General features: G+C 60.1%; 10 protein-coding genes. All 10 read right to left on the reverse strand.

Annotated elements, in window-relative coordinates:
- Nucleotides 1-53: 53 nt before the first annotated feature.
- A complete protein-coding gene (locus Z945_RS0117410; RefSeq protein ID WP_025053373.1) occupies nt 54-1,946 on the reverse strand; it encodes a calcium-binding protein in 1,893 nt (630 codons plus the stop codon).
- A gap of 161 nt (nt 1,947-2,107) precedes the next feature.
- Nucleotides 2,108-3,793 carry a chloride channel protein gene (locus Z945_RS0117415; RefSeq protein WP_025053374.1) on the reverse strand — a complete coding sequence of 562 codons (1,686 nt, stop codon included), beginning with the start codon at nt 3,791-3,793 and terminating at the stop codon, nt 2,108-2,110.
- A 22-nt stretch (nt 3,794-3,815) separates the two neighbouring features.
- A complete protein-coding gene (recN, locus tag Z945_RS0117420; protein WP_025053375.1) occupies nt 3,816-5,465 on the reverse strand; it encodes a DNA repair protein RecN in 1,650 nt (549 codons plus the stop codon).
- A gap of 36 nt (nt 5,466-5,501) precedes the next feature.
- Nucleotides 5,502-6,374 (reverse strand): outer membrane protein assembly factor BamD, encoded by an 873-nt coding sequence (locus Z945_RS0117425; protein ID WP_025053376.1) that lies wholly within the window; start codon nt 6,372-6,374, stop codon nt 5,502-5,504.
- A gap of 226 nt (nt 6,375-6,600) precedes the next feature.
- Complete coding sequence (gene lpxC, locus Z945_RS0117430; protein ID WP_025053377.1) at nt 6,601-7,524, reverse strand: UDP-3-O-acyl-N-acetylglucosamine deacetylase; 924 nt, start codon at nt 7,522-7,524, stop codon at nt 6,601-6,603.
- A gap of 204 nt (nt 7,525-7,728) precedes the next feature.
- On the reverse strand, nt 7,729-9,396 hold the full coding sequence (gene ftsZ / locus Z945_RS0117435; protein ID WP_025053378.1) for a cell division protein FtsZ: 1,668 nt from the start codon (nt 9,394-9,396) through the stop codon (nt 7,729-7,731).
- Nucleotides 9,397-9,769: 373 nt separating this feature from the next.
- A complete protein-coding gene (locus Z945_RS0117440; protein ID WP_025053379.1) occupies nt 9,770-10,699 on the reverse strand; it encodes an LpxL/LpxP family acyltransferase in 930 nt (309 codons plus the stop codon).
- A 35-nt stretch (nt 10,700-10,734) separates the two neighbouring features.
- Nucleotides 10,735-12,069 carry a cell division protein FtsA gene (ftsA, locus tag Z945_RS0117445; RefSeq protein ID WP_025053380.1) on the reverse strand — a complete coding sequence of 445 codons (1,335 nt, stop codon included), beginning with the start codon at nt 12,067-12,069 and terminating at the stop codon, nt 10,735-10,737.
- Between the two features lie 29 nt (nt 12,070-12,098).
- Entirely contained in the window at nt 12,099-12,977 is an 879-nt protein-coding gene (locus Z945_RS0117450) for a cell division protein FtsQ/DivIB (protein ID WP_025053381.1), read from the reverse strand.
- Nucleotides 12,965-13,846, reverse strand: coding sequence for a D-alanine--D-alanine ligase (locus tag Z945_RS0117455; protein WP_025053382.1), 882 nt, complete (start codon nt 13,844-13,846; stop codon nt 12,965-12,967). Before Z945_RS0117455 ends, Z945_RS0117450 begins: the two co-directional genes overlap by 13 nt.
- Nucleotides 13,847-13,954 lie beyond the last annotated feature (108 nt).

The raw sequence follows: 13,954 nt of genomic DNA on the forward strand, positions 1-13,954 counted from the left end.
ACTGGCCCCGGTTTTTTCGTTATCGTCACCTGCTGACGGATCCGCAGGGTGCCTCAGGCGATTTCGCCGCGCGCATCCACCGGATCCACAGCCTCGGAAGCAGCCACTACCGGATCCACGGCGATCTCTGGCTCAGCAACCGGAATGACAGGCTCCACAACCGGCTCTACCGGAAGCGGCACTGCCTCGGCGAAGATCGGGTTGCCCAGCCATGCCCGGTCGGCCGACAATGCTGCGGTATCGGTGTTTTGCAGGATCGCCATCACCTGACCGTCATAGACGACTTCGGTTTCGTTTGCGTTGTCGCCGGCACGGATCACCAGATTATCCAGGTTCAATGAAGCAACTTCACCTGCGCCGTCACGCAGCAACAGCACGTCGTCGGCTGGATCAAAGTCAGTCACGGTGACCGCGTCCTGCCCCGCCAGCCCAAGGCCAACCACGCTGATGCTGTCATCGCCTGCGCCACCGGTGATCACGTCGCCATCATTGCCGGTGATTGTGTCGTTGTTGATCCCGCCATCCAGCGTATCGGCGGCGCTATCGGTTGAGCCAAGCGGCACGTTGTTGAGGCTGTCGTCATAGCCTGTGATGACATCGCGCCCGTCCTCGCCATTGGCGACATCAGCGCCGTCGCCGGTCTGCAAGACATCATTATCGTCGCCGCCGTTCAGCGTGTCATCGCCGTCACCGCCCAAAAGAGCGTCGATGCCGCGTCCACCGTTCAGCACGTCATTGCCCGGATCGCCGCGCATGACATCATTGCCGTCACCACCTTCAAGCGCGTCATCACCGCTGAGGCCCCAAAGCGTATCAGCACCTTCCTCGCCGAGCAGAGCATCATCATCCGCACCACCGATCAGGAAGTCATCACCCGTGCCGCCGCTTACCTTGTCGTTCGCACCAAAGCCGCGAATTTCGTCGTTGCCGTCGCCACCTGTGATCGCATCAGCGCCACCTGTGCCGGCAAGCGTATCATCGCCCGCTGTGCCATCAATCTCGGTAACTGGTGGCTCGCCCTCGATGTTTCCGAACCATGATGTGTCAGCCAGCAAGTCCGCCGCGCTGGTATTCTGCAATACGGCGATCAGGGTCTCTTCGAAAAAGACGTTCGTATCGGCTCCATTTGCATCCTGCACGATACTGATGCGCGGGTCATCCGCCTCAACAGTGGCATCAGGTCCGACGCTGGAGGCCATCAGCAGCACGTCTTCGGCTGGGTCAAAATCAGTGACCACAACACCGCCACCGTTTTCTTGGTCAAAGCCGATGGTGCGGATCAGGTCCGCGCCTTCCCCACCGGTGATGATGTCGCCCAGATTTCCGGTGATCGTGTCATCACCCGTCCCGCCGTTCAGTTCATCGGCAAGCAGATCATCTTCGCCCGCCAGGATGCCGTCGGCCACCGGAAGACGGTATCCAGTGATGCGGTCATCGCCATTGCCACCAAAGACAGTGTCTGCGCCATTGCCCGTTTCAATCAGATCATTACCGGAGTTGCCCAGCAAAGCGTCATCGCCCGGCCCGCCCAAGAGCGCGTCATCCCCGTTGCCACCGCGCAGCACGTCGTCGCCGTTGTCGCCGCGCATCGTGTCGTCGCCGTTGCCGCCATTCATACGGTCGTCGCCGTTGCGGCCCCAAAGCGTGTCGTCGCCATTGTTGCCCTGCATGGAATCGTCACCATCCCCGCCGACGGCAAAGTCATCGCCCGGTCCGCCAAGGATCGTATCGTCGCCGCCATAGCCGCGCAGTTCGTCGTTGCCTTCCAGCCCGCTCATCAAATCGCCGCCGCCCGTGCCGATCAAATTATCCGCACCATCTGTTCCCTCAAAATCCTCAGGTGGTGTCTCGGTTACCGGCTGGTTGTCATCGTCATTGTCATCGTCGTCAAATATGGCAGCGATCAATCCGAGGCCCAGCAAGGGCAAAAGTACATAGGCGAGCATGGCAGCACGGCTCCTTTTTGAAATTTACTGTTTCCAGCATATCCCCTTGCCTTTGAAATGCCACAGTTTCTCGGGCCGATTTCATCACCATTGGTGCGCTATGCGAAACAGTACTATGGCGGCCGGGTGGATTGCACAGCCGGTGGCAACACATCCCACTACTACGAGTGTTCTTCGGCCGCCGTTGCAGCCAGAGCGCGATTATACGCTTTGAGCGCATCCACATGAAAAAGTGCACCCAGAAGCTCGGGTGGCGCATCAGCCACTAAGGTCACCACGGGGATATACCGCGCACCGCTGCTGTCGAAAATCGGCATCGCTTGTTCAAGTGTGGCAGCGCTGTCGATGTAGGTGCCGGCGTTGATCAATTCCCAACAGGTATCAGCGTCAGCGGCCCTCGGGTCATCCGACGCGCGCATGATCCGCGCCACGGTGAACATCCCCAACAGATAGGCCTGCGGACCCGCAGCCAAGTGGATGCCCCGCCGTTCGATCTGGGTAAGGAAAAAGCTGCGATCGACGATCCGGCTGGACAAAGCGGTGGACATCGAAACCGCCACCATTACTGCCAATCCCGTTTGCCAGTCGCCTGTCAGTTCGAACACAATCAAAGTGGTCGAAATCGGCGCGCCCAGTACGGCTGCGGCCACGGCCCCCATGCCCGCCAGTGCATAAAGCGAGGAGGAACCCGAGACATCCGGCAAGAAACCCGTGGCGATCAAGCCGAACCCGAGCCCCGTCAAAGCGCCGATCATCAGCGAGGGCGAAAACACACCGCCCCCCATGCGCCCACCCAGCGTGATCGCCACCGCAGCGACCTTGAGCACTGCAAAGATCACGGCCTCGTGCAGGACCAGTTCCCCGGTGAGGGCCAGCGAAACGGTCTCGTAACCAACGCCGATGATATGCGGGAATTGCAGCGCGATGACGCCCAGCAAAGCGCCTGCAACCGCAGGGCGCAACCAGCGCGGCCAGCCCGTGCGGTTTTGCAGATAATTACCGAAATCCTCTGCCCAGAAAATGCTGCGCATCAGGGCTACGGCCACCAGACCACAGGTCAGTCCCAGCAGCAAAAATGCAGGCAATTCGACGTAAAATTGCAAATCTCCGTAGGTCGGCAAGGTAAATTCGGTGACGCCGCCAAACTCGATGCGGTTGATCACGGTCCCCGCAACGCTGGCGATGACAATGGGGGCAAAAGCATGGACGGCAAAATGGCGCAGCACCACTTCAAGCGCGAAAAGCGCACCGGCGATGGGGGCGTTAAAGCTGGCCGAAACGCCCGCCGCCACTGCGCAGCCCAAGAGGTCACGCCCGGTAATGCCATCCGCATTAATCCGCTCGCAAACCCAGGTCGAGATCACTCCCGCCAGATGGACCACCGGTCCTTCACGTCCCGAAGACCCCCCCGTGCTGAGGGTGATCATGGAAGCCAGTGTCGAAGCGAGACCGGCTTTGGTTTCCACCCGACCATCGTGCAGCGCCGCACCTGTGATGACATCCGCCACCGACCGCGCACGCGCATCCGGCGTGAAATGGTTCAGGATCAAACCAACGGTCAGCCCGCCCAATGTCGGGATCAAAACGATCCAGTACCACTCCAACCCCGACAGGAAACTATGCAGCGTGTTGACGTCTTCGGTGCCGTACAGCGTGGATTGTAACCAGTTGATGCCTTTGCGAAAAAACAGGGCCGCGAAGCCTGCCGAAATACCAATCAAAAGCGCTATAAACCAAAAGGTAACCTTGCCCGGTCCCTTGTGGCGCAGCACCTGCCAACCGGTCTTGCACGAGGTCAGCGCAAGGGTCATTTGCTGGTTCACGAAAGAGGGGTGCGGATCGTTCATCTTATGCCCTCCCGCGGCGCGATCATCCCGCCAGTAGCGCCTCGGCGGCAGCGCGGGCGGCGTCTGTCACCTGATCCCCCGCCAGCATCCGCGCAACCTCGTCTACCCGTTCGCCAGCATCAAGAGGCACGACGGTTGAGGTCGTCATGCCCTTGCTCACTGATTTCTGCACCCGCCAGTGATGGCCACCAAGGGCTGCGACCTGCGGGGAATGGGTCACCACCAATACCTGACCATCTGTGGCCAATGCCTGTAGCCTGCGGCCCACCGCATCGGCAGTGGCCCCGCCTACGCCCCGGTCGATTTCATCGAATATCATTGTCAGTCCGGTTTGGCCTTTGGTCAGACAGACCTTGAGCGCCAGCAAGAAGCGGCTGAGCTCCCCGCCAGACGCGATCTTGCCCAGTGGACCTGCGGGCGCACCGGGGTTTGTCGCCACTGTAAAGCTGACCGCATCCCGGCCATCCGGGCCGGGTGTTTCGGGGGTGATCTGGGTCTGGAATACCGCGCGATCCATCTTGAGCGGAGCAAGCTCTGCAGAGACAGCCTGGTCCAGCTTGCCCGCCGCCTTTTGCCGTGCTGCCGTCAAAGCTTCTGCGGCCATATCGTAGTCGGCCTGCGCATCGCGCACCGCTTTTTCGAGCCCGGCCTGTGCAGCCTCGCCCGCATCCAGCGCTTCCAGCTTGCCGCGCAACACGCTTGCAAAACCGGCCAGATCATCGGGGGCTACATCGTGTTTGCGGGCCAAGGCGCGGATCGCAAAGAGCCTTTCTTCCGCCTCTTCCAATTCCAGCGGATTAAATGACATTTGGTCAATGGCATCCGCCACACCAGACAGGGCATCGTCCAACTCCACCATCGCGCGGCCAAGAGCGGCCATCGGTGCTTCCAACGCGCCTTCGGCCGCGCCTGCGGCCCCGTCCAGCCAGCGCAATGCATCACTCATATGACGCTCTGCGCCGTTCTGGCCCATCATCTCGTAAGCGTTAACCACATCGCCGCGTATTTTCTCCGCCGATTGCATCATCCGGCGCTTGGTATCAAGGCTGGCTTCCTCGCCCTCCTTCGGATCAAGCTTGTCCAACTCGGCGACCGCGTGGCGCAAAAAGTCTTCTTCGGCCTTGATCGCCTCCCGCTCGGCCGCTGCTGCTGCCGCCGCCTTGCGGGCGGCACCCAGCGCCGACCATGCGCTGCGCACTTTGGCCTGCGCTGCTGCATTCCCGGCGAATTCGTCCAGAATTGCGCGATGCCCCTTGGGATTCAGCAAGCCGCGATCATCATGCTGGCCGTGCAATTCCACCAGCGTATCCGATAGCGCGCGCAACACTTCGCCCGAACATCGGCGGTTATTAACCCATGCAGTCTTGCGACCGTCGGCGCTGTTCACCCGGCGCAGGATCAACTCGTCCTCGACGGGCAGACCGGCCTCTTCCAGCACTTGCCGTGCCGGATGATCGAGGGTCAAATCGAACCACGCCGTGACCTCGCCCTGTGCCGCACCCTGCCGCACCAGATCGGCCCGACCACGCCAGCCCAGCACAAACCCCAGCGAATCCAGAAGGATAGATTTGCCCGCCCCGGTTTCACCAGTCAGCACGTTCAGACCCGGCTGGAACCCGAGTTCCAACCGGTCAATGATCAGCATGTCAGAGATATCGAGCCCGCGCAGCATCAGATCAGCCTGTCGGGTGGGGCATTACCCCACCTGTTAAATCCACTCGCCCTTGATCGTCTGGCGGTAAAGAGCGGCCAGCCAATTGTCCTTGAAGAACGCAGGCTCCAGCCCCTGCCCGGTCAACAGCTTATAGCTGTCTTCGTACCATTCGGTGGATTGGAAGTTGTGCCCCAGAATGGCCCCGGCGGTCTGCGCCTCGCGTGTAAGGCCCAGTGACAGATAGCTTTCCACCAGACGGTGCAGCGCCTCTGCGGTATGGGTCGTAGTCTGGAAATCCTCGACCACCACACGAAAGCGGTTGATCGCGGCGGTATAGTGGTCCCGCCGCAAGTAGTAGCGCCCGATTTCCATCTCCTTGCCCGCCAGATGATCGAAGGCGAGATCGAACTTCAGAATGGAGGACTTCGCATATTCGCTGTCGGGATAGGTCTCGATCACGGTGCGCAGCGATTGCAACGCCTGAAAGGTCAGCCCCTGATCGCGGCCCACTTCGTCGATCTGGTCATAATAGCTTAACGCCAGAAGATATTGCGCATAAGCGGCATCGTCATCTTCGGGATAGAAATCAATGAACCGCTGCGCTGAAGAGCGGCTATTTTCATAGTCCTGATCGCGGTGATAGGCAAAGGCCTGCATGATCAACGCCCGGCGCGCCCAGTCGGAATAGGGATACAGACGTTCAATCTCGGCAAAGAAAAACGCCCCTTCGCCCGGCTGATCACGGGACAGTTCGTATTCGCCCCGCTCGAATATCTGTTCGGCGGAATATGTCTCAAGCGGGATGTCCTGAGGGTTAAAGAAGCTCCCCCCCACAAGACCTGCGTTTCTGTTGCCACCACAGGCCGCAAGGCCGGACAATACAAGCACGGTACAGATCATCCGTACGGCTGAACCCCTGTCGCTCATCCCTGAACCTCTTGCATCTATACACCTTTGGTCTTGGCGACCCTTTGTTGTGCTCTTGCTAGCACATTATTCTGCAATGCAAAACGCCGATTGCCCCGAATTTCGCAGGGTAGCGAAAATGCGGATGCAGGTCAGTGCCTGAATGCTTTGACAAGAAATTACTACGGCGGGGAGAGAGGATCAATGGGGCCCGAAGCGTATCATCAGAGCGCCGCAAAACGGGCCCTCAGGCAACTTCGGGAATTTCATCCCAGACGAGACCGTATCCCGGCAAACGCTGCGCCATGTCGCGGTCACATTCCACCATGCGCACCGCACCGGGCGTGGCAAAAAGCTTGCGCAGCAGCGTGTTAGTCAATGAATGACCCGCACGCACGCCCGTGTAATGCCCCAGAAGCGGCGCACCGGCCAATGCCAGATCACCCAATGCATCCAGCATCTTGTGGCGCACAGGCTCATCTGCATAGCGCAGACCACCGGGGCTGACGACTTTGTCACCGTCAAAGACCACGGCGTTTTCGCCGGAATTGCCGCCCAAGGCCAGACCATTGGCCTGCATCGCGTCCACGTCCGCCTTGCGGCAGAAAGTGCGGCTGTCTGAGAGTTCGCGCGCGAAGGAGCCGTTGTTCATCACCAAAGATTTGCTCTGACGGCCAATGGCTTCGTCCACGAAATCAATTTCGAAATCAATCCGCAACGTGTCAGAAGGTGCCAGCGTCGCTGATGCGTCGCCTTCCGATACTGTAACCGTTTCCAGCACTTCGAATGCCATGACAGGCGCGGGCAGCACGCGGATGCCGCGCTGCATGAAGCCGCGCACGAATGGCACGGCGGATCCGTCAAGGATTGGCACTTCGGGACCATCAAGTTCGATCAGCGCATTATGGATGCCACACCCTGCAAGGGCCGCCATCAGATGCTCTACCGTAGACACCGATAGGCCCGCCGCGTTTTCAAGCTTTGTGCACAAAGGCGAGCGGTTCACCGCATCCCATCGCGCAGGGATCATACGATCGCCTACCATAACGTCCGTGCGTTTGAACCAAATGCCATGGTGCACGCCTGCCGGGCGCACGGTTACCGTTGCTGGCAAGCCGGAATGCAGGCCTTTGCCGTCGAAACTGATCGGTGTTTTGATCGTAGTCTGCACTTTGTTAACCTCGGGTTCATAGATCGCTGTCTAGATTGAGTGTGATCTAGGACGCGGGGTGGTGACACTCAACTCAATCTTTGCAACCGACTGAAACATGGCTGTAACAAAACGGCGCGATCATGCCTGCCCGGCCCTAAGGGTATGTGCCAAAACGAAAAAAGGCCGCCCGAAGGCGACCTCTTTTGTCACAAATGTGACTGATTAATTTGCCTGACGGCGCAGGAATGCCGGAATTTCGATGCGATCCTGGTCGGCATCCTGCTCTGGCTTTTGCTGCGGTGCAGCAGCAACACGGGGCTGCGGCGCAGCTGCGGGCTGCTGCTGAACCGGTGGTTGCTGGCGCGCCGGGCGCTGCTGTGGCTGAGCTTGGGCCTCGCCTTCTGCATGGCCTGTCATACGGTTGATCAGGGAGTTGATCCCGAAACGAGGCTTGTCGCCACCGGCCTGACCACCTTCAGCCGCAGGCTGGCGCTGCTGCGCGGGCTGGGCCTGTGTCGGGCTGGTTTTCTGCGCAGCGGCACGCAAACGGGCCAACGCCTCTGGCGATGGCGTGCCTGGTGCCGGCGCACGTGGCGCGACATAGGCTTCGGGCTGCGCTTCAAGGTCTTCCTCACGGCGTGGCTCGAACGCTGCGACCTCGGGCTGGTATGCCGGTGGCGGCAGATCATCGGCGGCATCTGCGGTTTCTTCCTCCGCAAAGATATCCTCGGCCTGTTCCTGTGCGGCGGTGCGCTGCACATCCATATCTTCGAACAAGGTTGGCGCGTTTGTCTCTTCTTGCTGCGGTGCCGCTGTTGCGGCTGTTGCAGATACTGCGGCGGCTGCTGCAGGTGCTTCAAACGACTGCTGCGGCAAAGGCTGGCTCATGGAGCGACGCGGTACCGGCATTTCGGTGTTCACATCCATCGCATCGATGCCTGTGGCCACAACGCTGACGCGCATGAGACCACCAAGACCTTCGTCCAGTGTCGAACCAACGATGATGTTGGCCTCCGGGTCCACTTCCTCGCGGATGCGGTTGGCCGCTTCGTCCAGTTCGAACAGCGTCAGATCGGCACCGCCAGTGATGTTGATCAGAACACCCTTCGCGCCACGCAGGCTGATTTCGTCCAGCAGCGGGTTCGCAATGGCCTTCTCGGCGGCCTGAATGGCGCGATCTTCGCCCTCGGCCTCGCCTGTCCCCATCATCGCCTTGCCCATCTCGTCCATCACGGCGCGGACATCAGCAAAGTCGAGGTTGATCAGGCCCGGACGGACCATCAGGTCGGTCACGCCTTTGACACCTTGATAAAGCACGTCATCCGCCATGGAGAATGCTTCGGTGAAAGTTGTCTTTTCGTTTGCCAGACGGAACAGGTTCTGGTTCGGAATGATAATCAGCGTATCGACAACCTTTTGCAGCGATTCAACGCCGTCCTCGGCCTGACGCATGCGCTTGGCACCTTCAAACTGGAAGGGCTTGGTCACAACACCAACGGTCAAAACACCCAGCTCGCGGGCGGCTTGCGCGATGATTGGCGCGGCCCCTGTCCCGGTGCCGCCGCCCATGCCGGCAGTGATAAAGCACATATGCGCACCAGCCAGATGATCGACAATCTGTTCGATTGATTCTTCAGCAGCGGCGGCACCCACGGAAGCCCGCGCACCCGCGCCAAGACCTTCGGTTACCTTGATACCCAGCTGGACGCGGTTTTCCGACTTGGCCTGCTGGAGTGCCTGCGCATCCGTGTTCGCCACGACAAACTCGACGCCATCCAGTTGTTTTTCGATCATATTGTTGACCGCATTACCACCGGCACCACCCACACCGAAAACGGTGATCCGTGGCTTGAGGTCTTCCTGACCGGGCATCGAAAGATTGAGTGTCATGTGCTGTCCGCCTGTTGTTAAGCCCACGTCCCATGAGCGCATTATCGTCAAATATTTATGCAACATTAACGGTACTGTCCCGCCACGTCACCTATAAATCACCGATTTCCTACCAAATATGGCGCAAACTTGGCAAGCAACACGCGAGATTTCGCCTAAACCGCCAAATCTGGTGAGAAATGTGAAACACACCACAAAACACGGCTCGGCCCGCACCCAACCAGGGCGGGAAAAACGACTCAATTCTGTTTAGGTCCTGCTCGACCCGCGCGTGTCTTTTGGTGTGGCTCTCAAACTGGCCTCGACACTTGTCTCATCATAGAACGGCGGGAGACGCTTGTCACCCAAATTCAGAGCGCCGCGGCCCCTTCCCTTACGTGCCTTGGTCCGTTCCACGCAGGGCTTTTGACCAATGCCGATCCAGCGCAAAGGTCCATTCGTCAGGATGCGCAATGTTCAGCTGCTCCAGTGCATCGACCCAGGCCTGCGTTGTGCCCAGAAGATCGGGGGTCGCGTCGACCGCCGGCCCCATCTCAAGCGTAATTGTTGAACTGCTCTGCACCACGGTGGCCGCGACAATCGGCACGCCTGCTTTCTCCGCAAAACGCGCAGGCCAGCTTGCAATGCCTACGGGTGCGCCAAACGACGTGACCCGCACCACGTCATTCGAGATATCTACAGGGTCGTCCGCTGGCGGCGTTGTGCGCAAACGATCGGCAATCGCGACCACCAACTGCCCTTTCTTCAGCGCAGTCAGCACCTGCCGGGCGACAACCGTCGGGTTTTCCAATTGGATATCAAGGAACTTGCAGCCGAGGTTCCGATAAAGCCCCAACTCTGATGCCGCGCGCCGTTTGTCTGCGGTGGACCGGACCAGCGCCAGATAGGGATAGTGCCGCGACAGCCCCCGTCCCATCGCCAGCGTGGCATGGGCATGGGGCACCAACAACAGCACCCCACCTTGGCTGAGCATCGCGTCCAACCGTTCTTGATCCGGAATACGCAGCATTGCGTCGATCGCATCGGTACGCCCATGCCGCACCTGTTCGATACGGTCAAACCCGCGCAAAAAACCGCGGACATAACGGTGAAACAGCCGCAAGGATGATGCCCAGCCGACATGGCGTCTCAGGGCGGCGAAGGTGGCCCGCACCTTGCTGCCCGGCACCAGATAGGCGATCCAAAGCACCACGCCAAAGACGCCGTATCCCAATTTGCGCACAGGCCGCGAACGCCGCGCCAGCCAAGAGGCGCCCGCATCATAGTAGACCCAGATGCGGTCCTTTGTGTCTTTGAAACTCATGAGGTCTGTCTAGCCGAAGCCGCAGCAAGCGCAAACTACCAGTTGTCCTTGAACCACTTCACCGCACGTTTCAGCGAACGTGCCGGGTATTTATCTGCCGGAATATCGAAGTCCCACCATTCATCCTGTGGATGTGCGGCAAAGAGCGATAGCCCCACGGCAGAGGCAAAGCCCGGCCCCGTCGCCGCCTGTGGCAATCCATGCACGCGAAGTGGCCGCCCCAGACGCACCTGTTGGCCCAGAATTTTGCTGGCCAACCCGTCAAGGCCGGGGATCTGGCTGCCGCCACCGGTGAGCACGATCTGTTGGCTGGGCAGATGGTCAAAGCCTGCCGCATCCAGACGCACGCGCACTTCTTCCAGGATTTCTTCGACCCGTGGTCGCATGATGCCGATCAGCTCCGCGCGGCTGGCGGTGCGGCGGTCATGTTCGTAGTCGCCGGTATCGCCGCCGATCTCGATCATTTCGCGGTCGTCCATGCCCGTGGCGTGCACGCCGCCATAAAAGGTCTTGATCCGTTCTGCATTCGCCGTTGGCACCTGAAGTCCCAGCGAGATATCCTGCGTGACGTGATCGCCCCCTATGCGCACGGTATCCGCATAGATCATGTGTTTCTTGATGAAGATCGACAGGCCGGTGGCACCGCCCCCCATGTCGATACAAGCGGCACCCAATTCCTGTTCGTCCTCGACCAACGTCGAGATGCCGGAGACATAGGCCGAAGATGCAATCCCCGCCAGTTCCAGATCACAGCGTTTGATGCAATGCGCCAGATGCTGCACGGCGGCGGCATCGACGGTCAGCATATGCATGTCCACTGAAAGCATCTGCCCCATCTGGCCCCGCGGATCGCTGAGACCGGAGCGGTGATCAAGCGCAAAGTTCACCGGCTGGGCATGGAGGACTTCGCGGTCCTCGCCATATTCGGGAACTTCACATTCGGCGAGCACACGAGCCACATCGTCTTCGGCCACGGTTTCCCCGTCCAGATCAATTTGCGCATCAAGCCCGTAGCTGCGCGGCTCGGCGCCGGAGAAACAGGCGATGACCTGATCAACGCGGATACCGGCCATTTTTTGCGCGGCTTGCAAAGCGGTGCGGATGGCGCGTTCGGTTTCGCCCATGGCGCAGATCTCGCCAAATTTCACGCCGCGCGAACGGGTCGTCGCGGCACCGATTACGCGAAAACCGCTTTGCCCCGCCAGCGAGCCGATCGTGCCCTCGTCATTCAGCGTATCACCACCGTCAAAGCGCAGAACCAGGCATGCGATCTTGGAACTGCCCACATCCAGAATGGCCACCACGCCCCGCTGCATGGCAATCTTGCGCATATGGCGCATGGATCTTTGGCTCTCGTATAGATCGTTCATTGCTGCTCTGCCTTTATTGTCCGGATCATTTATTGATCCTTGTCTTGTTTGATTTGCCACCAAGCCTCGGTCGCATCGGCGGTCATTCTGATGGTCGGCCGCTGGGCCAGCCGCATGTCGACCCGTGCCACATCGCGGGTCAGCACCTCTTGGGCGCGGTCCAGCGCGATCACGCGTTCCAGCGCGGGCAGCGGATTGGTTTCGGGCAGCATGATCCGCTGATCACGGTCCAGCACCACATCCCAGCGGCGGTTGCCCATGCGCACAAGGCCGCGCACCCGGCCGCCCAAAGCCTCGGCTACGTTCATCAGGGTCAAGGCTTCGGGCACATGCCGTGCCGCACCCTCCCCCGCAATCAAAGGCAGGTCGGCGTGGTCGCTGCGCGCCTCTACATCAGCCACCGAAGCGCCCCCCTCGTCCAGCAGCAACAAACCGTCATCATTGCGCCAGACCGCGACAGGTTTGCGTGGCGTGATATCGACATGCAGGATACCGCCCGGACGGATGCGCACATTCGCGGCACGCACACCGGGCAAGGCGATGATCTTTGATCGCAGAACCGGAAGATCAAGGTCAAAGGAGCTTTGGGGAAATTCAATGGCGACGGCGGTGCGGATGTCGGCGGCCAGCCGTCCTTCGGCACCATCCACGGCCATCAGCTTGACCATGAACTCGGGCCGTTCCTGAATGCTGGCACGTGCATCGGCCACCGCTTGAGTGATCGCACCGCGCCGCCCCTCGTCGCTCAGATAGATCGTGCCTGCCATCAACGTCAGGCAAAACGGCACGCCCGCCCGCAGCGCCAACCGAAAGCCCGGTGTCAGCATCAGGCGCTGCATCCGCCATGCCCAGCGCGATGGTGCCGGATCGGATTTGAGCGGCTTTTTGCGCGGGATCAACGATCGCATGAGGCGTCCTCCACCATCCAGGCACAAAAATCAGGAAAGGAGATGCCGCAGGCCTGTGCCTGTTCGGGCGACAGCGATGTGGCAGTCATGCCCGGTTGCGTGTTGGTTTCCAGCAAAATCAGCCCGGCGGCTCCCTTGCTTTCGTCCCAGCGGAAATCCGTGCGGCTGACACCACGACAGCCCAAAGCCTTATGCGCCGTCAGCGCGTATTCCATGCACAGATCGAAAATCTCTTGTGGAATGTCGGCGGGCACCACATGGCTTGATCCGCCTTCTTTGTATTTCGCATCGTAATCATACCAACCGGTGGTGATGATATCGGTCACGGTCAGGGCGCGGTCGCCCATCACCGTCGTCGTCATCTCGCGGCCCGGCGCAAAGGCTTCGACCATAACGGTCTCGGGCATCTGGTCATCCAGCTGCGGCGGACCCTTGGCCGCATCTTCCACCAGATAGACTCCGACACTTGATCCTTCGTTATTGGGCTTCACCACGTAAGGTGGCGGCATCACATGCCCGGCGATCACATCCGCTTTGGCGACAGTCATGCTTTGCATCACCGGCAATCCGTGCGCCTCGAACACTTCCTTGGTGCGCTGTTTGTCCATCGCGAGGGCCGAGGCCAGCACGCCCGAATGGCTATAGCGCAGCCCCATCCACTCCAGCATGCCCTGCACGCAGCCATCCTCGCCCCAACGGCCATGCAGACAATTCAGCACCGCGTCAGGTTTCAGGTCGCCCAGAACGGCACAAAGGTCGGGGCCTGCATCGACCTCGATCACGCTATAGCCTTGATGTTCCCGCAGGGCCTCGGCGCAGGCGCGCCCGGTTGACAGTGACACCTCGCGTTCCGCCGAGGGGCCACCCATAATCACCGCCACTGTCGGGGTTTGTCTGCTCGACGTACCCACTTAACTGCCTTTTTCCCGGACCTTTTGCGGTCCTTTTTGTTGGTCTTTGCCGATTTTTCCGGCTTG

Source organism: Sulfitobacter noctilucae, from assembly GCF_000622365.1.
In the GTDB taxonomy this organism is placed as follows: Bacteria; Pseudomonadota; Alphaproteobacteria; order Rhodobacterales; family Rhodobacteraceae; genus Sulfitobacter; species Sulfitobacter noctilucae.